The organism is Mycobacterium sp. 5-140-3-2 (genome assembly GCF_035666375.1).
Classification (GTDB): Bacteria; Actinomycetota; Actinomycetes; order Mycobacteriales; family Mycobacteriaceae; genus Mycobacterium; species Mycobacterium intracellulare.
The window spans coordinates 3,078,476-3,099,851 of sequence record NZ_CP142025.1; the positions used below are offsets into that span (position 1 = coordinate 3,078,476).

Sequence of the window (21,376 nt, forward strand, 5' to 3'; positions counted from 1 at the left end):
CGGTGGCTCTGCTGCCATCACGGTTGGTGACTGCTGTCATTGTCAGCTGCCGCGCTGTGCCGCGGCTTTCACGCAGAAGCGACGATCACATGAATTCTGCCTTACCTCCTGAGAACAACCGACCCATAGCATCTCAGCCTGTTGCGCTGGGCATGCAGGGACGGGCGAACACGATTGTCGGCACCACGCCGGTGTTGCGGGTGTCCGCGCCGTTCAGTGAACCGGACCGCGGCTTCTGGGCCAAGCTCGAGGGACTTAATCCCGGTGGTATGAAGGACCGCCCTGCGGTGCACATGGTGGAACAAGCTCGGGCGCGCGGAGACCTGCTGCCCGGTGCGCGAATCGTCGAATCCACCAGCGGCACCATGGGCTTGGGTTTGGCGTTGGCCGGGACCGTGTACGGGCATCCGGTCACCGTGGTCACCGATCCCGGCATGGAGCCGATCATCGAGCGCATGCTCACTGCCTACGGCGCCCACCTCGATCTGGTCGCCGAGCCTGATCCGGTCGGTGGGTGGCAGCAGGCGCGCAAGAACCGGGTCGCCGAGCTGTTGGCCGAAGATCCGCATACCTGGTATCCCGACCAGTACAACAACCCCGACAACGTGGACGCCTACAGACCGCTGGCCTTGGAACTTATTTCCCAACTAGGAAATATTGACGTACTGGTGTGCTCGGTGGGAACCGGTGGACATTCGGCGGGGGTGGCGCGGGTGCTGCGCGAATACAACCCTGACCTGAAGCTGATCGGCGTGGATACCATCGGCTCCACCATCTTCGGGCAACCAGCCGCCCCCCGACTGATCCGCGGCCTCGGGTCAAGCATTTATCCCGGCAACGTGGACTATCCAGCCTTCAACGAAGCACACTGGGTTGCCCCTGCAGAGGCGGTATGGGCATGTCGTACCCTGGCTTCGACCCAATACGTCAGCGGCGGCTGGAGTGTGGGCGCGGTCGCACTTGTCGCGGGCTGGGCCGTCCGAACACACCCGCGCGGCACCACCATCGCCGCGGTATTCCCGGACGGGCCGCAACGCTACTTCGACACCATTTATAACGACGATTACTGCCGCGAGCACGCTCTGCTCGACGTCGAAGCGCCGCGCGAACCGGCGGTCATCAGGCACCCCACCGAACGCGTCGTGCAGTCCTGGACCCGCTGCCCCGTCGTCATCGACCCGGCCGCCGGAAAGCGTTGACGGGCTTCATCGCCAGCCCCGCAGCTTGGTCCGCCGAGCCCGGATGTAACCAGTTCGGCATCAACGCGACGATGGAGTGGGTCGATTGGTTCAACACCGGCGGCACAGCACAAGCTCGACTACGTTTCGGCCGAGGAATACGAGGCCGCCTGGGACTGTGCGACTAACGGTGTTTCCGGCCTGACACGCTAGGCGTTGCTTGGCGAGGAAGGTGCCGTGATGACGACACTGGATGATGTGACGAAGAATAAGTCGGCCGAACTCCCGGCTGAGCAGCAGGCCGCGGTCGAGTTGGTGCGGCTGGCGCAAGAACAGGGGCTGTCGCTGACCGGCCCTGACGGGCTGCTCAAACAGCTGACCAAAACGGTAATCGAGTCGGCTTTGAACGAGGAGATGACCGAGCACCTGGGCTATGAGAAGCATGACCCGGCGGGTGCGGGTAGCGGCAATATTGGCAATGGAACGCGCTCCAAGACGGTGCTGACCGACACCACCGGCGCCGTCGTGATTCGTTGGACCCCGGTGACAGGCGCGCCCACGACGCCAGGTGCCCGGCGGTAGGAACAGGGGGTATGACAACTGATTGTGCGCTGCCCGCATAATTTCAGTGGCGTAATTCAGCTCCCACGCTGTCATACAGTTGCGCGTCATGGTTGCCTCGACTGGGGAAGAACATGCCACGTCAGCCCGCATCACCGCACTTTCATCCGAAACCACCGCGGTGGTCGACCGGAAAATGCCTGGGTGGTCACCGAAGATGGGTCAGACCTCTAACCATGCTCGATCGGGAATTCGCCGGCGTAACACTATGAACGCACGCTATCTTGGGTTTCTCCGTTGTCCCCGGTGCGGAGTGCAAGCACCAGAAGACCAAGCATCGTTGGGATGCCCGGCCTGCGCCCGCCACGGCATCGGAGTCAATCTGGCCCCTGCATACGCGTTGGCGCCGGGTCCGTTGCCGTGGCAGGCGTCGCAGCCGGGCATTTTCGGCTTTCGCGGATTGTTGCCGTTGGCGCCAGACGACGTCCCGGTGAGCCTGGGCGAAGGTGGGACGCCTCTGGTTTCGTTGCGTCGGCTGGGGACACGACTGGGCTTGCGCAGACTCATGCTCAAAGACGAAGCGCGCAATCCGACATGGTCATACAAGGACAGGCTCGCAGCGGTCGCCGTCACGAAGGCGGCGGCCTTTGGAGCTTCAACCGTCGTCGTCTCCTCGACCGGCAACCACGGCGCAGCGGTCGCCGCCTACGCCGCCGCCGCGGGGCTTGGCTGCGTGGTGCTCACCGTGTCGTCAGTGCCGCGCGAGATCAGGATTCTGATGCAGGCCTACGGCGCCTGCGTCGTCGCTTACGACAACGGCCCGGACCGGTGGGCGGTGATGCGGGCGGCCGTCGAGGCGTTCGGCTGGATGCCGGTATCCGGGCTTGTGACTCCCCAGATCGGCTCCAATCCGTTTGGCATTCAGGGGTACAAGACGATCGCCTTCGAGCTGTGGCGCCAACTCGGCGAAACGCCCGACGTTGTCGTGGTGCCAACCGCCCACGGTGACGGGTTGGCCGGTCTTCGCCGGGGATTTTCCGACCTCGTCGGTTTGGGTCTTATCAGCCGCATGCCTAGGTTGGTCGCGGTCGACCCGTTCGGCGCCTACGTCGGCGGGCTCCATCGCGAAGAAGGAGAGCAGCCAACTGTTGCCACTCAGCCGTCAATGGCGTTTTCCGTGGCGACGCGGAGGGCCACCTATCAGGGATTGGACGCCATAAGAGCCACCAACGGGACGGCGATCGCCGAACCAAGCAATGACGCGATCGCGCGCATGCAACTCGAATTGGCCTCGACCGAAGGCATTTACGCAGAAGGGGCGTCCGTGTTGGCGGTGCTCGCAGCTCAACAACTTGCCGAGCGGAGGTGGATCGATCCTGATGAGAGCGTGGTGGTGTTGTCGACGTCGACCGGGTTGAAGGATCCCGGCTCGTCCGCGAGCCATTTGCCGGATCTACCGGTGCTTGAACCCACCCTGACAGCTCTCGAAGGTGCGCTGCCGAAAGGCATGTGCCGGTGACGCTGCAGGCCTGCGTGACCGCGGTGATCGTGGCCCCACCCGACAGCTGGTTCCTTGCGACGTTGTATTCCAAGTGGAAGTTCGTAGCGCGACTCAGCTCCGGCTCGATCACGGCGGCGCCAGCGCGCGCACTTTTCCGGCCGCCTCGGCAGGATTCCTCACGCGGCGATGTTCTCGGTTTGGCCGCCGATCGCCCGGCCCCGGCGTGTCTTGCGGAACACCCACGGCGCGATGGGATTTCCCTGCCAGCGGGTCGACGACGGCACGTGCTCGCGCGAACCAGGGGGCCGCCACCGTCTGCACGAAGGCTTCGGACACCTCGTTGCGCCACACATGACTCCGATGGATTTGACCTGGCCCCAGGGGCCAGCTTCTACCGTCGCGTATCCGGGCAGGATCAACACCACAAGGAGGTGACAAATGCCATTCCGCGAAGGCGACGTCTGCCGCTGCCCGCTTCCAGATTGCGGATGCGAGGTGACGGTAACCGAGAGCGCACCCCCGGATCGCCGGTGCCAGCAGAATCCGACCTGCTGCTGCGGGCAGACGATGGAGAAAGTCGGCTGATTCGAGTACGCCGGTCCGCCGAACTAGGTACAGCCTGCCCATACACCGAAACCAAGATCAGACCAGGCAGCCTCAGTTCAAACGCAAGCCCATCGGTGGATTCGGGCTAAGTGTGTATGGTTCGGCCTGGAAGACCCACAGAAAGGTAAGAACCAATGACCGACACCACCCCCACCCCTCCGGCCAGCACCACCCGGCGGTGGACTCGCTGGCTTTACCCAGCCGGTGCCATTACCGGCATCGCGGTCGGCATATTCGTCATCGTCGCCGGTCTATACCTTCTGTTTGCGCACCCAAACTGTTGTGGCGCCATGAATGGCGACATGCCGTGTTGTGCCGCCATGAGAGAGGACATGAAGAAAATGATGGACGGCATGAAGATGCCGATGGGAAACATGCCGAATACGCCTGGCATGCCGTCGATGTCGCCAATGCCATCGATGCCGAGCATGTCCCCGATGCCGAACATGCCGATGCCCACCCCTGGGCGGTGAAACCGCAACGCGAGGAATCGCCGCGCGAAAATTCCTTGCCCCTAGGTAACACATAATCGCCGATCGTTAGAGACGGCATTCGAAGACGTCGCGCTGGCACACACTCTCACGTTAAGTACGACGTGGACTGGCTCGGCGCATCGATACCGAGTGCTGCATGGCACGACGAGGAGAATGCGAATGGCCCGGCTCGCGATCGGGGGCGGCTCGCCTGTGTGGCGGGAGGCATGGCCGTTGTGGCCCCAGCACGACGCGCGCACATCCGAACGGGTCATCGCCGCGCTGGGCAGCGGCCGGTGGACGGTCAGCGGCGGCTGGACCGGAACACAGCCCTACGAGCAGGTGTTCGCCCGTAGGTTCGCCGAATTCGTCGAGGTGCCCTACTGCGTGAGCACCGATCACGGCTCGAGCAGCCTGATGATCGCGTTGGAGGCGCTCGGGGTGGGCGCCGGGGACGAGGTGATTGTCCCGGTGCTGACCTGGGTCGCCACGGCGACGGCGGTGCTCAATGTCAACGCGGTCCCGGTGTTTGTCGACGTCGACCCGGAAACCGGATGCCTGGATCCCCGGGCCCTGTCGGCCGCGGTGACCGCGCGGACCCGCGCGGTCATTGTCGTGCACCTGCACTGCCGAATGGCCGACATGGACGAGATCGGCGCTCTGGCAACCCAACATGGGCTACCGGTGATCGAGGACTGCGCGCAGGCGCACGGCGCCCGCTGGGCTGGCCGGCCGGCCGGCTCGCTGGGTGATGTGGGCGCTTTCAGCATGCAGCAGGGAAAGGTGCTCACCTGCGGTGAGGGCGGCGCCGTCGTCACCAAGGATGCGGCGCTCTACGACCGGCTCCAACAGCTGAGGGCGGATGCCCGGCGCTATCCGGCCGCCGAGCCCGACATCGGCTACCCCTACCTGGTCGAGGCCGGAGAGGTGATGGGCACCAACCATTGCCTGGCAGAGCTGCCCGCGGCGCTGCTGCTCGATCAACTCGAACGGTTGCCCCAGCAGCTGCTACAGCGGGCACGGGCGGCCGAGCTGCTCGACACCGAACTCGCCGGGGTGGCCGGCGTACGGCCCACGGCCTGGCCGGCTCGGCTGGAGCTGCCGAGCATCTTCGCCTACACCGTGCGCCGCGACCCGGACGCCTTCGCTGGCGCGCCCACCGAGCGGGTGTGCGCCGCGCTGGCGGCCGAACTCGGCCTGCGCGTGTACCGGTCCGATCGGCCACTGCACGACAACATCCTGTACTGCCCGCAGACCAAGGAACGCTACCGGTGGCTGCATGACCGACTGCGCGCGGCGGCGCAGCAACGCTTCCCTGCGGCCGAGGCGCTCTACGAGAACCTGATCCTGTTGCCCCACCGCGCCCTACTGTCCGAGCCCGCCGGCCTAGAGGCGATTGTGGCGGCCTTCCACAAAGTCGCCACACACGCGGACGAGCTGCGAGCCGCTGACTGACCGCCGGCTGGCCTGCAGCGTGCCGGCGCATGGTCAGGACGTCGACGTCAGCCCGGTCGCGGTCCAGTGGGCGAGCGCGAGTGTGGTCAGCGAGGGATTGGCCGCCCCGGAACGGGGGAAGGACGCCGGGCCGACCACGTAAGCGCCGTCCACTGTGCGCAGCCCTCCGTGCTCGTCGACGAGATCACCGCCGAGCGGCAGCGTCCCGGCCTCGTGATCGACGGACCCCAGTGGCCACCCGTAGGTTGCCGGTGACCCGAGCGGCAGCCCGGTCACCTGCATCATCGCCGTGTCGAACGGTTCGGGGGCGGTGCGGAAATCGCCGAACCACAGGTCCAGAGCGCGGAGGCCGACGCCAGCCGCGACGTTCGCCCACACACGGCCGAGCAGCTCACGCTGACCGGCCAGCATTTCAAGGTCGTCCGGCGCGAAGCCCGGCTCGATCAGGCCCGGCCACGGCGATCGGGCCATCGGCGTGAACGAGACCCGGGTGTGCTCCGATCGCACCTGCTCCCCCATTGCCCACACGTCCAGCAGGACCTCTTCCGGGTGGCTGTCGGGCGCGTCCCTCAGGCGGACGAAGACGTTGCAGCGGGCGATCGCATCACCGGGTGCGTACCACAGGGCGTCGACCGAGCCGGATACCCCGAGCGCCGCAGCCGGCAACCGGACCACGAAACCGCGCACGAGGTGGTCATTGAGCCCGGTCGCCGGGCCGTGACCGGCCAGCTCCGGAAGCTGGGCCACCAGCCTGGTGTTCTCCAGCGTCCCAGCAGCCAACACGACCACGCCCGCGGAGATCACCTCGTCCGCGCCGTCGGCACCCCGGACCCGAACCCCGGTGATCCGCCCCCGACCCGAGACCAGCTCCACCGCCTCGCAGCGGGCGCGGATCCGCGGATCCCGCCCGCCAGCGCAGTGGTCGAGCGGGGTGTATGCGCGCCGGCCTTCGCCCTCGGATCGGACCGCCTGCGGAACCGGGCGAAGCGCCGAGTCCAGCGCCGCCGACACCGGGTCGGGCGGCACGGGCGACGTCGGCGCCAGCGGCCCGCCGGCCCAAGCCCTGAGATCGCGCTCGACGTCGTCATACAACGACTCGAGCAGCGCCTTACGAACGCGCTCTGGCCAGCACGGATCGGCCAGCGCCCAGTCGTCCATCCGGATGACCACGCCGTGCCAGCGCAGCGACCGCCCGCCGACCTGGTCGGAACGCCGCACGACCTGGTAGTGCGGCGGCAGTGAACTGCGCCACCGCACTGCCGCGGTGCCCGGCCCGAATCCGGTGCCCATCCCGCCCGAGTCCAGCACCAGGACGTCCCGGAGACCGCCGGCGGCTAGCAGGCGGGCGACTTCGAGGCCGCTCAGGCCCGCGCCGACGACCACGGCATCGGCCGTGACACCCATTCCGCGCCTCCGCTTCCCGCCCTGGCCGGCTGATGCCAGATCACGCCGCCCCGGCATTTCACCCGGCACCTGCCTACCATGTCGCTAGCTGAACCGGGACGGGAGGATCATGTCGACACGAACGGGATCAGGCCCTGTTCAGGCGAACCGCGCGGCGGACACCAAGGCCGTGCGCCGGTGACCGCCCTGGCGTATCCGTCGAATCCGAGTGTTCCGGCCGGTGGGCGGCTGGTGCTGCACGTGTCCACGGCCGCCGAGCGCTACCGCGTCGGCTTCTACCGGGCGGGTCGCGACATCGCGCCGATGGGGAGCAGTTCCTGGCGGCGGGGCCAACTGCTGCCGACCGGTCTGCCCGACCGGGACTGGGGATGGCCGCCGGAAACATTCGACATCCCCGCTGACTGGCCGTCCGGCGCCTATCTGGCGGTCATCCTGGACGACGAATCGGACGCGGACGGGCCGGGCCGGCTGCCCGACGTCGACGCCCGGTCGGGTCAGGCGTTGTTCGTGGTGCGGCCCGCGGCCACCAGCAAACGCGCCGCTGTGCTGTACAAGCTCTCGCTGGCCACCTACCACGCCTACAACTTCTCCGGCGGCGGCAGCATGTACCACACGGCCTCGTTCGTACCCTCGATCGCCACCACTCGGCTGACCACACGCCGGCCCGGCGGCGGAACCGGAGGGGCCCTCTCATTCCCCGAGGACGTCGACGTCTACGACACCACCACCCCGCGGGAGGGCTTCGCGCACTGGGACGCTCCGATGATCTCGTGGCTGGAACGTGAGGGCATCGAGCTCGACTACTGCACCGACTTCGACCTGCACCACCATCCCACCGTCCTCAACGGGTACCGCCTGCTGCTCAGCGTCGGGCACGACGAGTACTGGAGTGCCCGGATGCGCGACGGGGTGCACGCTTTCGTCCGTGCCGGCGGGAATGTCGCGTTCTTCAGCGGCAACACCGCCTGGTGGCGGATCGACCTGGACGCGGCCGGCGATCTGACCTGCGTACATCCGCCGGTCAGCCACCCGCTGGGCGGCAACTGGTGGCGCAGCCGGCCAGAGAACGGGCTCACCGGAGTCAGCTACCGGCAGGGCGGTGGCTGGTGGGACGGCGAACGGGAGCCGCTGGGCTACACCGTCCAGCACGCCGGCCACTGGGTCTACCAGGGACTAGGCCTGCACTCGGGTGACGTCTTCGGCGCCGGCGAGCACCTGGTGGGCTATGAGTGTGACGGTGCGGTAGTCGAGCCCGGCCCCGCCGCGCGGCTGCGGGCCGCCGGAACCGACGGGACACCGGCGGACTTCGCGGTGCTGGGGGTGGCGCGCCTGGGAAAGGGATGGCAGGACCGGCCGGCGGGACCGGCCGCGCACGCCGTGCTCGGTGCCTACACCGACACCGGAACGGTCTTCACGTGCGGCACCACCGACTGGCCCCGGGTGCTGGCCCGCGGCGACGACCCGGTGGTGGCCGGGGTCACCCGCAACGTCATCGGGTGCCTCGCCCGGCACGGTGTCCGCGTGCTGGGGCCGTTCCCGGTCCGTCACCGCCGCTGGCTGCTGGTCGCCGGTGAGGTGGCGACCTTCCTGGTCGATGTCGACCGCCCGGTCGCGGGGACCGCGCGGTTCAGTTGGACGGTCGCGGTGGGCGACGGCGCGGCCGAGTCGGTGCCCGGACGGCACACCTGCGAGATCCGGGTTCCCGAGACGCCGGACCTGCTCACCGTGACGGTCTCCGTCACCGACGGCGATGATCAGGAGTGCTTCGGGTGGACCACCGCACCCATTCTGTCGCACGGCGAGTTCGCCCAGATCGATCTCCTCTGTCGGCTTCGCGACCTGGTGATCCAGGCGGTGCCCGCGCTGGATCCGGTCGCCGAGATCGGCCCTGGCAACCGTCCCGTCGGCGATCCGGAGTGGGACCCCGTTCGGGACGGTCTGCGCAAACCGCTGTCCATGCAGGGCTTTGCGGAGGTGGCTAGACTGGCGAGCACCATCGCCGAGCGGGCCACAGCAATTGCCGAGGCGGATGCACCGGTTGGGCAGGGGGAGGACCAATGAGCGCGCTCTGGGACATTGACACTGCGCCGATACCCGGCCCGGCGGCCAGCTGGCGGTCAGCCGCAGTGCAGCGCGACGCGACCTATCGGACACTGCTGAACACCGTGCGTGACCAGCTGGCCGCTCAGCTGCCGGTCGGCCCCGCGCTGCCGGTGCTGATTCCGACCGTCGGTTTCGGGGGGCAGAGCGTCCGGGTGCTCAGCCACACCATGCGCGAGCTGTCCAGGCAGCGGGCGTCGGTGCCGATCTCGGTGGTGCTGCTGGTGAACCGGCCGCAGACCCGGCCCGCGGATGACACCGCCACCCGGGCACGTCGTCTGGGCGCGGCGCTGGGCTGTGACGCAGTGCGGTTCGCCGTCGCCGAGGTGGCGTTAGCGCAGCGCACCCGTCTCGGCGTGCTGCGGCAGCTGATGCTGGACGCGGTTTTGGACGCGCAGCAATGTGATCCGGAAGCCACTGGCTGCGTGGTGGCCGACGACGACATCGTGCGGCTACCGGCCGGAACGCTGGCCGGGCTGCTGCGGGTGGTGACCGGTCAGGCCCGGCTGGCGCTCGGCCCGGTGTTGTTCGACAGCCCGCAATCCACCCCAGCCGCCATGCTGCCGGCCTTCTTTGCCGCCGATGCCTTCCGCGCATTGCTGGCGGCCAGATCTCTGCGCCGGCTGCGCCAACCGGGCACTTCGTCCCGGGCCGCCCACGCGGAGTTCGGTGACCACGCCGAAGCGATCGCGCTGAGCTGCAACTTGGCCGTGCGAGCCGCGACGGTGCGCGAGGCCGGCGGGTTCGCGCCGCTCAACGAGATCACCAATCTGGTGCGCGATGTGCACGGCCTCGGCGGCACGGATGCGATCACCGCCACCTGGGACTTCGATCCCGCGTGCGAGAACGTCCTGATCGACCTGTGGCGCCGGGCCGTGCATATCAGCGCCCGCCGTGCGCTGCCCGCCTATCTCGCCCACGGCGTGCCGACCGTCGGCCAGTGGCGCGCCTGCCGCTTCCGGGCATCCCGGGTCGATCCGGTGCGCGTCGCGCCACCCGACTCGATCGAACTGGTCCGTCTTTCGACGCTGCGTGGTCGGGACAAGGAGGCTTTGCTTGCCGAGATCAGTGCCGCTTTGACCACCACGCTGCGCTACTTCCCGCACGACCCCGAGATGATCGAGGACTGCCTGGCCGCCCTGGGTCTGACCCTGGAGTCGCTCTGGGTCGAGAACCGGTCGGCCGCGCTGTCTGTCCGAATCCGGCGGGCGCCCGGCCTGCTCGACCGGTTGATGGCAGTGCAGGACTTGGTGAGCGAGCCGCTCTAGCGATCCATCCGCCAGCGGCGTCGAAGGGCGAGCGCGGCGAGGGACACGAAGCCCCAGCTGACGGTGGTGAACGACGCCGCCGCCGCTGTGCGGTAGGCGGGGGTTTCGGCGGCCTCGGGGCGGAAGGCGAGCAAGCCGAAAGCGTTCGCATTAGTCCAGCATCCGGCGGCCAGCGGCCAGGCGACGCGGCGCGGCAGCTCGGGCACCGCGGCGCCGACCAGCACGGAGAGTGCACCGAGCGCAATCAGGTCGAGATGCCACTGGCGCAGGCGCGGCGTCGAGCGAATCCCGATCCGACGCGCACGCTCGGCATCGGCGATCGCGAGCGCGTAGGGCCATCCCGTCACCGCCCCGGCTGCGAGCTCGACCAGGCCGGACAGCACGAGCGTCTCGTTCGTTCTCACGCGGGTCATGCGCTCCACCTCCGAATCGTCTGCGGGCCCGTTGCCCGCTGGGGGACTCCCAAGCCACTGGCGTAGGCGCGGCGACCGAGCCAGCCCTGATAGGCCCAGGCGAACGCGGGCAGCGGGCCTCGCGGGCGAAGCCAGAAGCCCGGGGCTGGATCCCGCGAGGGGTTGGCGGCGCCGGTGGGCACCGTGGCGGCCGTCACCCCGGGGCCGGACTGGGCCGGCCTCTCGGCGAGCACCACGCCGTCGCGGTCGCAGATCACGCTGGGGCCTTCGTATTCGCCGCGGTAGCGTCCCGGCATTCCCGGTAGCGGGCAAACGATCGGCCCGCACAGCGAGGCATGTGCCACGGGGGCGCCGACGAGCGGGGCGAAGTCGAGCACGCTGCGCCGCGCCCGCTCCCGGTTGGCCGCTTCCCACCGCCGGAACACCGCCCGAGGCCGCCACTGTGGGACGCTCCACCACCCGGACCCGGCGAGGACAAGGTCGACGCGACCGCGGAGCCGGTGCACGGTCTGGGCGCGCATCAACTCCCAGCAGAGGGCGACGCCGATCCTGAGGCCCCCCGGCGCCTCGATGACGCCCGGGTCGTCGCCGCCGGCGTAGAAGTAGTTCTCCCACATGGTCGGCAGGTCCTTGTCGTGACGGCCGATCAGCCCGTCGGGCCCGGCGAGCAGAAAGGCGTTGCGGACGTCGCCGTCGGGCCCGCGACACAGGAAGGATCCGCCGACCATGACCCGCTTGGCGGACGCGACCCGGGCGAGCATCTCGGTGGCCGCGCCGTCCGCGGGCAGCGCGCCGCCGCCCACCTGCGCCAGGAAGGCCATGCCGGTGGTGAAGAACTCGGGCAGCACGATCACCTCAGCTCCCGCGTCGGCGGCGCGCCGAGCGAGCCGCTCGGCCCGGTCGAGGTTCGCCTCGACGTCGCCCACGACGGGCTCGAGCTGGACGGCCGCGACGCGCAGATCCTCGGTCATCCCAGCTCCTCCGCGAACCGCACAAGCTGGGCGTTGAACGCCGTCGGGCGTTCGAGCATCGGCATATGGCCGGAACCCTCGAGGACGACCGTCCGAGCCCCGGATAGCTCGGCGTCGAGCGCCTCGGTATCTGCCAGCGGGGCGATGCGGTCGTGCTCGGCGGCCAGCGAAAGGAGAGGGCAGCGCACGTCGGCCAACCCCTGGCGGGGGTCCGAGCGCCCGATCGCCCGCACGGTCGGAAAGACACCGCGGGCGCCGGCTCCGTCGACGATCAGAGCGGCGGTGTCGGCGGGCAGGGCCGGTGGATCGAGGACGTATGGCGACAGGAAGACGCGACGCAACGCGGGCGATCGCACGACGAGGCGGCGCAGCGATGCCGGTGCCGGCAGTCCCGCCGTCGCGATCTCCATCGCGATTGCCGCAGTCTCCCGCGGGCGCTCCCGAGCGAACCGGGCAACCCCGCGGAGGCCGAGCACTTCACTGAATTGGAACACCGCCCCGGCGACGAGCACGATTCCCTCGGCCAGCTCCGGATGGCGTGCGGCGAAGCGCAGCGCAATCGGGCCGCCCATCGAGTGGCCGACGAAAACCGCGCGCTCGATGCCGAGGCTGGTGACGACCTCAGCCGCGGCGTCCGCAAAACCGTCGAGGGATGCGCCGGCGGCGGGCGATTCGCTTTGGCCGAACCCCGGTAGATCCAGGGCGAGCACCCGACCCTGCTTGGCGAGCGTCGGGATCGCCTCGAGCCAATGCTGCCAGCGACCGCCCATCCCGTGCACGAGGACGAACGTGCGGTCGCCGTGGCCCGTGTCGAGGTAACGAAGCCGGCGGCCGCGGATAAGGGCGTCGCGTTCACGCGCCGACCAGTCCGTGTTCCGCCAGGCCGGCTCGGCCGGGCGGCCGTAGTCGCCTTCCACCGGGATGCGCTCGATCATTCGACACTCCCTTGGGGCGCCAGCAGGCCGAGGGTGAGCACCTGGCGACCGAGCGAGAGCACCTGTTCGAACTCCGATTCGGTGAGCCCCATGTTGCCGGGAAGCAGGTGGGCCGCGATCACCCCATCCCAGGCCGCCCACAGGAACACCGCCGCGCGCCGCGGATCGACGTCACGCATCACCCGCGCCTCGATGGCCTCGGCGATCGCCCCGGCCATCCGCTCGGTCTCGGACCGGATGCGCTCGGTCACCCGCTCGGTGGCGGCGACGACCGGCCCGTCGGTCGGCGCATCCGGGGGCGGAAAACGAAAGATGCGGAAGTAGCCGGGGTTCTCGCTCGCGAATCGCAAGTACCCGTCGGCGAGCCCGACCAGGCGGCCTATCGGGTCCTCCCCGCCGCTGGCCCACCCCTGGTCGCAGTAGCGCTGGTCAAGCTCCAGCGCGCGCTCGATCAAGGCGGCGTAGATCCCCTCCTTGCCGCCGAAGTGCCCGTACAGCGACCCGATCGCGACATCGGCCTCCTCGGCGAGCTGCTCGACGGTGGTCGCGTGGTAGCCGCGGGTTAAAAAGAGGCGTTCGGCGGCCTCGAGGATCGCACTTGCGGTGCGGGCCTTGCGCCGGGTTTGCCGGGTCTCGGCAGCCGTCCCTGTCTGCATAGTTGTAACAACATAGCAATATTAGAATTGCATTGCAATATTTGATCGGCGGCGGTGAGTCGGTTGTAGCCGGCCGCATCGATGACCGCCCGCGGGTTCTACAACCCGCGGGCGGTCATCAATTCGTACGGTTCTGTCCGGCTTCCCGAGGTATCGGTCGCCTGGGCTGCAAAGTATGCGTTCAACGGTTTCAACGATGGCGGGGATGCCCCACTCCAATGCTGCCCGAGGTGCCCGATCCGATGTTTCCCCCGCCAATCGGGGTTTGCACGCCGCCAGAGGTGCTCGACCCGCCGGCAACGCTCCCCCCGCCGAACGGGTGTTGCAGGCCCGGGATTTGCACTCCACCAGAAGTGTTGGACCCGAAGTTTCCCCCGCCAAACGGGGTTTGCACCCCGCCAGCCGACCCGCCGAAGACGCTGCCCGAGCCGGAGCCACTGGGTTCGGCGGACGCGGAGGAGGCGGTGGCGACGCCGATTCCTAAGATTGCCGTGGCGGTGGCAGCAGCAAACAACGGCGCGGCGCGACGCATTGAGATGGTCATGGTTGAATTCCTTTTCCACAGATTCCGTTCGGCGTGCGATCCGGGGTTCGGATCGACTTCAAACGTATGCCGGGGATGTGAAGAACCGATGAGCGTGCGATATGCGGCCGGTGTGGTTTCTTGTCGAGCCGATGTCCTTCACCCCGGTTGTCGGAGGAATCGCCTCAGACACCTGGCAGGTGGTCGTCGCGCGACAACCACGTCGACGCCGACGGCGTCGGGTCGGGAACGACGGCGACGAGCAAGACGGAGGCGCGACGAACAGCAGCAGGATGATGTGCAAATTCAACGGCAAAGGCACGAGCTTTCGGCCCCGCTCGAACAACCGCCTTGCCAGCAAACCGTGATCGGCGTGCCCTACCGTGAACTCGTGAGCCCCACGGTACTGGTCGTCGACGACGAGAAGAAACTGCGGACCCTGGTGCGCGAATACCTCGAACGCGAGGGTTACGCGGTGCTCGAAGCCGCCGACGGCCAAACGGCCCTCGATCTGGCCCGGACCGCGGGCCCTGATCTGGTGCTGCTCGACCTCGGCCTGCCCCGCTTGCCCGGTGACGAAGTGGCCCGCCTGCTGCGAAAGGACAGCGACCTTCCAATCGTCATGCTCACTGCGAAGGCCAGCGAGAACGACCGAGTCGCCGGTTTGCGGCTGGGAGCCGACGACTACGTGGTCAAACCATTCAGTCCGCGCGAGCTGGTGGCCCGCGTCGAGGCGGTACTGCGCCGCAGTCGGCCTTCGGCCACCGAATCGTCCACCGATATCTCCTACGGGGATGGACGGCTACGCATCGACACCGATCGCCGCGAAGTGCGTGCCGGCGATGCGCTTGTCGAGCTCACCCGGAGCGAGTTCGATCTGCTCGCCGCGCTCGCGTCCCGGCCGGGACGGGCCTGGACACGGCTGGAACTCGTCGGCCGCATCCAGGGCCACGCATTTGATGCCTACGAACGCACCATCGATGTGCACGTGAAGAACCTGCGCCGCAAACTCAGCGACACCGCACCGTTCCAGGTGGTGGCTACCGTGCCGGGTATCGGCTATAAATTCGCACTCGACCGCGATGCCTAGCTTGCTACCCGGCCGGTTCGCCCGCCGGCTCGCCCTCGCCTTCGCCGCGCTCGGCGTCGGCTCCGCCCTGCTGACCGCGGTCCTGGTCAACACGGCCTTCGCCGGACGGTTCCAGGACTACCTCGATAAGCAGCAACACGCTCAGCAGGAGCAGCTGGTGGCGCTGTTTGCCGCCGACTATCGCCGCAACGATGCCTGGAATCCCGTCTCGCTGAACCGCATCGCGCCTACCGTGATCATGACCGGCTCTGAGGCCGAACTTCACGATGCGTCTGGTCGTCGAGTGTGGTCAGTGGCCGACGCCAACACTGATGCCGGCACACCCGAGATGCATCGCAAAATGATGGCCGCCGGTAGTCTCGGACCACCCCGCAGCTTGCCCGTTGTTGTCGCGGGCAGGCCGGTCGGCACCCTGGTCGTCCGCGTACCGCAGGGCTCAGTATCTACCGTAGACAAGGAATTCCATTCATCGGTCAACCGGCTACTGGTGGCCGGCGCGCTGATCGCGGCGTTGGTAGCGCTGCTCGTCGGCGTGTACACCGCCCGGCGCGCCACCAAACCCATCACCGAATTAACCAGCGCCGCCGGCGCTCTCGCCGCCGGACATCGGGACCGACGCGCCAGCACTGTTCCTAACAACGAAATAGGGCAGTTGGCAAAGGCTTTCAACACCATGGTCGAACACCTCGTAAAAGAGGATCAACTGCGCCGCGCTTTCACCGCGGATGTCGCCCACGAGTTGCGCACGCCGCTGGCAATCCTTCGCAGTGAACTCGAGGCCGTGCAAGACGGAATTCGCCAACCCACCGACGGCGTCATCCGCTCCCTGCATAACGAAACCCTGCGCTTGACCCACTTGGTCGCCGACCTGGAAGCGCTCGCGTCCGCCGACGCTGCCGCGTTCACCCTGGAGCGGCATCCGATTTCACTGACCAGCACCGTGGCCGACACCGCGGACTCGCTGGCCGGCAGATTCGACGAAGCTGCAATAGCCGTGCGCACCGACCTCGACATGGTATGGGTTGACGCGGACCCGGTGCGAGTTGCCCAAATCGTCGCCAATCAGCTGACCAACACGCTGAAGTTCGTGCCCGCCGGTGGGGCAGTCACCCTCACCTTGCACGAGATCGATGGATGGGCCGAACTCACCATCACAGATACCGGGTCCGGCATTTCGGCCGACGACCTGCCGCACATCTTTGACCGTTTCTATCGCAGTCGCACCGCGCGCGCCGACGGCTCCGGCATCGGACTGGCGGTCGTCGCCCAGCTGGTCAAGGCCCATGGCGGCACCATCACCGCCCACAGCACTCCTGGCCACGGCGCAACATTCATCACCCGACTTCCCGCCTTGCGGCAGAATGGCACAGCCCGGACGGCACGGGCCGACCAGCGGCCCACGGTCTGACCCGCGCGGCCTGTAGCGGCTTTTCAGCGAAGCGGTATCGATTCATCGCGGTCACCGAGTCACAGTGAGTGCCGACAATGGGTGATGAGCTGACGTGGGATGAGTGGCGGCTGCTCGCGGTGGTGGAATCCGTCGTTCGGTGCGCGTGCAGGCCGACTGGCCGACGAGGCGTTGGGCTAACCGTGCACGAAACTTCGGCGCATTGCCCACAAGGGCATTAGCCGGTGCCCGGCACCGTCCAACGACCGGACAAGACGCGCCACCCCACGAAACCCAATCGCACCACCATGAAGGTGCCCAAACCCGACCAGATCCCGGCGAGTCCCCAGCCAAAGATCAACGACAGCCAGATCAACGGCAAGAACCCGGCCGATGCGCTGATCAGCGTGGCGTTGCGGATGAACTTGGCGTCGCCGGCGCCGACCAAGACTCCGTCCAGGCTGAATACGATCCCTTGGATCGGCAGCTGGGCGATCAAGAACCACAACGGCACAGCGATCGCGTCCAGAACTGACCGGTCGTGAGTGAACAACGTGGGCAGTACCGGAGCGCCCAGGCCGAACACGAGAGCAAGCAACGTCGCGGCGACCAGCGAATACGCCGCCACATGCCGGGCCACCGACTTGGCGCGCACGGTCTGGCCTGCCCCCAATGCCGCGCCCACCAGCGACTGCGCCGCGATCGCCAGCGCGTCAAGCACCAGCACAGCTAAATCCCACAGCTGCAGCAGCACCTGGTGAGCGGCCACCGCCGCTGTGCCGAACCGGGCGGCCACCGCCGCGGCGGAGATGAAACAAACCTGGAACGACAGGGTCCGAACGATCAGATCGCGGCCCATCAGCACTTGGGCGCGCAGCACAGTGCGGTCGAGCCGCAGCGGCACCCGCTCGGCCAACAGCGCGCGCCCGAACAGCAATGCTGTCAGCAACTGGCCCACCAGGTTGGCCACCGCCGAGCCCGCCAGGCCCATGCGGGGCAAGCCCAGCCAGCCGTACACCAGCGACGGACACAGCAGTGCCGACAGCCCGAAACCGGCGACCACATAGCGCAGCGGTCGCGCGGTGTCTTGCACCCCGCGCATCCACCCGTTACCTGCCAGCGACACCAGGATCGCCGGGGCGGCCACGATCGCGATCCGCAACCACGGCAACGCCGCGCCGGCGATCTGCCCGCGTGCGGCGATCGCCGACACCAGCGGCGCCGCGGCGGCCTGCACCATGACGACGATCAGCGCGCCCAGGCCGAGCGCCAACCAGGTGGCCTGCACTCCCTCCGTGACTGCCGATGCCCGGTCGCCGGCGCCGAAGTGGCGGGCGGAGCGTGACGTCGTGCCATACGACAAGAACAGGAACTGGACTCCGACCAGGCCGAGCACCACGGCGCCGATGGCCAACCCGGCCAGGCTCACCGCACCCAGGTGGCCCACCACCGCAGTATCGAATAACAGGTAAAGCGGTTCGGCGGCGAGCACCGCGAGCGCCGGCAGGGCCAGGCCGGTGATGCTCCGCTCCAGGTCGCCGACGCGGCGGCTTCGCGGACCTGTCGGCGGCACAGCCGCCGGGCGCTCGTCAGGCAACTGCCGTGACCAGGGCAGTGACCATTTCGGCGGCAGGACCGGCGGATGTATCGCTGGCGGCCAGCATGTCCCCGCCGCCGAGCGTCGACATGATCGCGGCCGCATCCACCGCGGCTTTGGCCCGCATCGGCACCGACCCCTGTTGCGGCTCGGTCTCTATAACCACCGTCGCCACCTCGGGCTGTCGCGTGGTGCACACGATACCGATGATGCTCTCCACTTCCCCTGGGCGCGCGCCGACCACCGCCGGTTTCCGACCGCCGCATAGACCAGCTCGACCACCGCCGGCTTCGGGCAACCGTGGCGGCCGAGCCCAACACCCACGACAGTATCGTCAGGCAGGCGAACGCGGGGTTGTCCAGCGGTGTGGCCAGCCGATGTGCGCGGGGCAGGGCGAGCGAAACGACCCGGTGTCGGTCGTTACCCGTGGGAAATGAGTGCCACCTCAGTTTAGGGGCGCTCGGTCGCGTGGTGGTCGCCCGCCTACCAGCCAGGACGACTGTGGTCGGCGTCGAACATGATGGAGGTTTTTGCCCCTCAGCGTGCATGTTCGTCGTGGTGGCTGGGATAAAGCCCGGCCCCCGTAGCCGCACCAGGGTTCTTACCCTTGCTATGTCCGGCACTCAGGGCGCACATTGCGAGGCAGCGCATGACCGCTTGCGACAGGATTTTCGGCATCAGTAGTGCACGTGTCGCTGCTGAGCGATCCGGCGAGCTGAGATGACTCGCTACGCGGGCTCGACGACCGCTGCCACTGGAGCCCCGCGGGCGCCGCGACGGCGGTATTGCAGCATGATGACCGCGGCCAGAGCTAGGCAGGCGACGGCGGGGGGAATCAGCGCGTGGTCACCAATCCGGTTGCCAAGCAGCACGCCGGCGGCTGCGCCACCCACGAACAGCACCACGGTCGTCGTCAGCACGGTGGCCTTCCACTTGTCCACCCGGTGGCGGTGGCTGCGGCCCAAGAGCAGACCGAGGTCGGTAATCGTGCCGGTGAAGTGCGTGGTGCGAATCGGCATCCCCGGAAGATTGGACGTCATTCCGTTCTGCAGCCCGCATGCGCACGCGGCGAGGAGCGCTCTGCCGATCGGGTGCTCAACGCCAGCTGCGGCGAGCAGCAGCGCGGCTTCGGCCAGCAGGACGGCAGCGTGACGAGGGCCAGCAATAGTCCGTACGGCCGCCAGCACCGCACCCGCCGCAATGGCTCCGAATAGAAATCCGAACACGATCGCCGCGATCATCCGGCCCTGGTAGATAAGAGGATTCGTGCTATGCATACCCGCCTTGGTGGTTAAGGCGGTGAGGTTGCCCACCGGAAATGCCCACACCAAAAGGGCCACCGAATTGACGAATCCGGCGACCGCGGCGAGCAACCCGCTGTAGCCGAGCAGAACCACCCGCGGGATCCAGGTCTCGGGAATTGGCCAGGTTGGCATCGTCTCTACCCTGTCGGTGCTCGGTCGGCCACATACGCAAACACAGCAATGTTATCAAGACCCCAGGCGGGCGCGGAAACCTCGGCGCGGGGCTCGGCGGCCACTGTATTGCCCCATCCCAACCGACCCGCCGCCCCGCCGTGCCCGGAGCGACCCATTTGATGGTCATACTCCCCTTCCGTTCTCACGGAAGACCGAACAGCAGCGCCGTGTTACGCGTGGCAATTGTGCACTTCGCGATTCGCGTTCCTCGTTTTGCGACGGGTCCCGTCACGTGCACGCTATCCGCTGGCTTACTGGTGAGCCCGCGCCGGAGCTGCTAACCCGCACGAACTGTGCCTCGCTTACGCTGAGGGCGTCGAGATGGTGGATTAATTCGGAAGCGGAAGGGTTCGCGGATTGCCCGACGTCAGATACCCCGGCCAAACGAGATTCGCGTTCCGTTCCGGTGTCACCTGCTTGGTCACGCCCGCTGGAGCGGTGCTGCTGAATCCTCCGCGCAGCGAGAAGCTGACCCGATTGACCCCTGGCCAGCTACAGGCACTCAAAACGCTGAATCTCGGGCCGGCAACGCTGTCGGAGATACTCACGGCGACAGACGAAAGCGGTGTCGGCACGCTGATAGATCAGCTCGCCACGAGCGGTTGGCTGACGGTCACTGTGCGCGACGAAAAGAACGATTTTTACTCCATCCTGCCGTTCGAGCGGCCCGCAAAACGGCCGGCGCCGATGTCGCCACGGTCCTTCGCGCTATCGAAATTTGCTGTACTGCACCGAGACTCAGAGGGTTTCGTCCTTGAGCATCCGCTGGCGTGGTGTGATGTGCGCATTCACGACTCACGCCTGCTTGTCCTGCTCGACGGGCCTGCAGCAGACGTCTCAGGCGTGCCGAGCGCCGTCACCTCGCGGTTCATCGAGGATCTGCACTGGTGTGGCATCCTCACCAACCTCGGCGCCGAAGACAGCAGATTCGATGCTCTCAGCTGGAGCGCACCGGATCTGTGGTTTCACCGCCGCAGCACTCTGGGGCAACGCACCGTCACCTGGGAGCGTTTCGGCCCGACCAAGTGGGCGAAGGGTCGATTCCCACAGCCGCCCGCGCGCAGGACGAATTATCCGGGTGAGCCTATTGCCCTTCTGGTTCCCGATCTGGCGGCCAAACGAATGCAGGACCCGACTTTGACGGCCGTCCTCGAAGACCGAGTTTCCACAAGGACATTCGATGACGCCCGCCCGATTACTGTTGGGCAGTTGGCCGAACTGCTCTACCGCACAGCGCGAACGCGGAGAACCGAACTCGTCGCTGACGGGGAGGAACTCGTGTCACGCCCGTACCCTTCTGGTGGCAGTCTGTATGAGCTGGAGCTCTACCCTGTGGTGCGCAATGTCGCCGGACTCGAGCCGGCAATGTACCACTACGACTCGTTCGACCATGTCCTACGCCCTGTCGCTGGACCAGATTCGAAGGCCGTGTCCCAGCTGTTGAAACCGGCCGCAGCAACTCTCACCGGAGGTGCCGAGCCGCAAGTGCTCGTCGTCATGGCTGCGCGTTGCGGTCGCATCATGTGGACCTACGAGCAGATCGCCTATGCCGCCATCCTCAAAGATGTCGGCGTCCTCATGCAGACGATCTACCTGGCCGCGACCGCGATGGGCCTCGGCGCGTGCGCGCAAGGCTTCGGTGATACCGCCGCTTTCGTCGCGGCCACCGGTGTCGATGAACTACAGGAGTGCAGCGTCGGCAGTATCATCGTCGGGTCACCCGCCCCGAACTAGCCCTCGGCGAGAACCTCCTCGTCGGTCAATGCTGCGACGTCGAGGC

General features: G+C 67.6%; 17 protein-coding genes and 1 pseudogene. 9 read left to right on the forward strand and 9 right to left on the reverse strand.

Annotated features, from left to right (window positions below):
* The first annotated feature begins 152 nt into the window (after positions 1-152).
* The 3 genes and pseudogenes from P6281_RS14345 to P6281_RS14355 all read left to right on the forward strand — a co-directional run bounded on the left by P6281_RS14345 (position 153) and on the right by P6281_RS14355 (position 3,258).
* Positions 153-1,199, forward strand: a complete 1,047-nt coding sequence (locus tag P6281_RS14345) for a PLP-dependent cysteine synthase family protein (RefSeq protein WP_008257440.1) — start codon at positions 153-155, stop codon at positions 1,197-1,199.
* A gap of 216 nt (positions 1,200-1,415) precedes the next feature.
* Positions 1,416-1,709 (forward strand): annotated as a pseudogene (locus P6281_RS14350) (transposase); the annotation flags it as partial.
* A 298-nt stretch (positions 1,710-2,007) separates the two neighbouring features.
* A complete protein-coding gene (locus P6281_RS14355; RefSeq protein WP_225325413.1) occupies positions 2,008-3,258 on the forward strand; it encodes a threonine synthase in 1,251 nt (416 codons plus the stop codon).
* A gap of 781 nt (positions 3,259-4,039) precedes the next feature.
* Here P6281_RS14355 and P6281_RS14360 read toward each other — a convergent pair.
* Entirely contained in the window at positions 4,040-4,306 is a 267-nt protein-coding gene (locus P6281_RS14360) for a hypothetical protein (protein ID WP_008257445.1), read from the reverse strand.
* Between the two features lie 193 nt (positions 4,307-4,499).
* Here P6281_RS14360 and P6281_RS14365 point away from each other — a divergent pair, with 193 nt between their 5' ends.
* Positions 4,500-5,774: a DegT/DnrJ/EryC1/StrS aminotransferase family protein gene (locus P6281_RS14365; protein WP_008257447.1), complete on the forward strand. Its 1,275-nt coding sequence runs from the start codon at positions 4,500-4,502 to the stop codon at positions 5,772-5,774.
* A gap of 33 nt (positions 5,775-5,807) precedes the next feature.
* Here P6281_RS14365 and P6281_RS14370 read toward each other — a convergent pair whose 3' ends face one another.
* Entirely contained in the window at positions 5,808-7,178 is a 1,371-nt protein-coding gene (locus tag P6281_RS14370) for a GMC oxidoreductase (protein WP_008257450.1), read from the reverse strand.
* Positions 7,179-7,355: 177 nt separating this feature from the next.
* Here P6281_RS14370 and P6281_RS14375 point away from each other — a divergent pair, with 177 nt between their 5' ends.
* Both P6281_RS14375 and P6281_RS14380 read left to right on the forward strand, forming a co-directional pair.
* Entirely contained in the window at positions 7,356-9,239 is a 1,884-nt protein-coding gene (locus tag P6281_RS14375; protein ID WP_008257453.1) for a N,N-dimethylformamidase beta subunit family domain-containing protein, read from the forward strand.
* Positions 9,236-10,546, forward strand: a complete 1,311-nt coding sequence (locus P6281_RS14380; protein WP_008257454.1) for a hypothetical protein — start codon at positions 9,236-9,238, stop codon at positions 10,544-10,546. The genes P6281_RS14375 and P6281_RS14380 overlap by 4 nt, the downstream gene beginning before the upstream one ends.
* On the opposite strand, the gene P6281_RS14385 is transcribed toward P6281_RS14380, so the two are convergent.
* From P6281_RS14385 to P6281_RS14400, 4 genes are read right to left on the reverse strand one after another with little or no spacing between them, the layout of a single operon-like run.
* Positions 10,543-10,959, reverse strand: coding sequence for a hypothetical protein (locus P6281_RS14385; protein WP_033717552.1), 417 nt, complete (start codon positions 10,957-10,959; stop codon positions 10,543-10,545). The two genes, P6281_RS14380 and P6281_RS14385, sit on opposite strands and share 4 nt — an antisense overlap.
* Positions 10,956-11,930, reverse strand: a complete 975-nt coding sequence (locus tag P6281_RS14390; protein ID WP_008257463.1) for a carbon-nitrogen hydrolase family protein — start codon at positions 11,928-11,930, stop codon at positions 10,956-10,958. Before P6281_RS14390 ends, P6281_RS14385 begins: the two co-directional genes overlap by 4 nt.
* Positions 11,927-12,865: an alpha/beta fold hydrolase gene (locus P6281_RS14395; protein ID WP_008257465.1), complete on the reverse strand. Its 939-nt coding sequence runs from the start codon at positions 12,863-12,865 to the stop codon at positions 11,927-11,929. The genes P6281_RS14390 and P6281_RS14395 overlap by 4 nt, the downstream gene beginning before the upstream one ends.
* Positions 12,862-13,521 (reverse strand): TetR/AcrR family transcriptional regulator, encoded by a 660-nt coding sequence (locus tag P6281_RS14400; RefSeq protein WP_008257468.1) that lies wholly within the window; start codon positions 13,519-13,521, stop codon positions 12,862-12,864. The genes P6281_RS14395 and P6281_RS14400 overlap by 4 nt, the downstream gene beginning before the upstream one ends.
* 887 nt (positions 13,522-14,408) lie before the next feature.
* On the opposite strand from P6281_RS14400, the gene P6281_RS14405 reads away from it, so the two are divergent.
* Entirely contained in the window at positions 14,409-15,134 is a 726-nt protein-coding gene (locus P6281_RS14405) for a response regulator transcription factor (RefSeq protein WP_008257471.1), read from the forward strand.
* Complete coding sequence (locus P6281_RS14410) at positions 15,127-16,542, forward strand: sensor histidine kinase (protein ID WP_008257473.1); 1,416 nt, start codon at positions 15,127-15,129, stop codon at positions 16,540-16,542. The genes P6281_RS14405 and P6281_RS14410 overlap by 8 nt, the downstream gene beginning before the upstream one ends.
* 217 nt (positions 16,543-16,759) lie before the next feature.
* Here P6281_RS14410 and P6281_RS14415 read toward each other — a convergent pair whose 3' ends face one another.
* The 3 genes from P6281_RS14415 to P6281_RS14425 form a co-directional block, all read right to left on the reverse strand.
* Positions 16,760-18,094: an MATE family efflux transporter gene (locus P6281_RS14415; RefSeq protein WP_008257475.1), complete on the reverse strand. Its 1,335-nt coding sequence runs from the start codon at positions 18,092-18,094 to the stop codon at positions 16,760-16,762.
* A gap of 16 nt (positions 18,095-18,110) precedes the next feature.
* Positions 18,111-18,317: a hypothetical protein gene (locus P6281_RS14420; RefSeq protein ID WP_225331673.1), complete on the reverse strand. Its 207-nt coding sequence runs from the start codon at positions 18,315-18,317 to the stop codon at positions 18,111-18,113.
* Between the two features lie 529 nt (positions 18,318-18,846).
* A complete protein-coding gene (locus tag P6281_RS14425) occupies positions 18,847-19,554 on the reverse strand; it encodes a YoaK family protein (protein WP_008257479.1) in 708 nt (235 codons plus the stop codon).
* Between the two features lie 399 nt (positions 19,555-19,953).
* Between P6281_RS14425 and P6281_RS14430 the strand changes: the two genes are divergently transcribed.
* Complete coding sequence (locus tag P6281_RS14430; protein WP_170320569.1) at positions 19,954-21,330, forward strand: SagB family peptide dehydrogenase; 1,377 nt, start codon at positions 19,954-19,956, stop codon at positions 21,328-21,330.
* The last annotated feature ends 46 nt before the right edge of the window (positions 21,331-21,376 follow it).

Coding starts and splice junctions, on each gene's coding strand:
- P6281_RS14355 (WP_225325413.1), top strand. CDS start 2,008: ATGAACGCACGCTATCTTGGGTTTCTCCGTTGTCCCCGGTGCGGAGTG.
- P6281_RS14380 (WP_008257454.1), top strand. CDS start 9,236: ATGAGCGCGCTCTGGGACATTGACACTGCGCCGATACCCGGCCCGGCG.
- P6281_RS14390 (WP_008257463.1), bottom strand. CDS start 11,930: ATGACCGAGGATCTGCGCGTCGCGGCCGTCCAGCTCGAGCCCGTCGTG.
- P6281_RS14345 (WP_008257440.1), top strand. CDS start 153: ATGCAGGGACGGGCGAACACGATTGTCGGCACCACGCCGGTGTTGCGG.
- P6281_RS14400 (WP_008257468.1), bottom strand. CDS start 13,521: ATGCAGACAGGGACGGCTGCCGAGACCCGGCAAACCCGGCGCAAGGCC.
- P6281_RS14385 (WP_033717552.1), bottom strand. CDS start 10,959: ATGACCCGCGTGAGAACGAACGAGACGCTCGTGCTGTCCGGCCTGGTC.
- P6281_RS14425 (WP_008257479.1), bottom strand. CDS start 19,554: ATGCCAACCTGGCCAATTCCCGAGACCTGGATCCCGCGGGTGGTTCTG.
- P6281_RS14370 (WP_008257450.1), bottom strand. CDS start 7,178: ATGGGTGTCACGGCCGATGCCGTGGTCGTCGGCGCGGGCCTGAGCGGC.
- P6281_RS14365 (WP_008257447.1), top strand. CDS start 4,500: ATGGCCCGGCTCGCGATCGGGGGCGGCTCGCCTGTGTGGCGGGAGGCA.
- P6281_RS14395 (WP_008257465.1), bottom strand. CDS start 12,865: ATGATCGAGCGCATCCCGGTGGAAGGCGACTACGGCCGCCCGGCCGAG.
- P6281_RS14410 (WP_008257473.1), top strand. CDS start 15,127: ATGCCTAGCTTGCTACCCGGCCGGTTCGCCCGCCGGCTCGCCCTCGCC.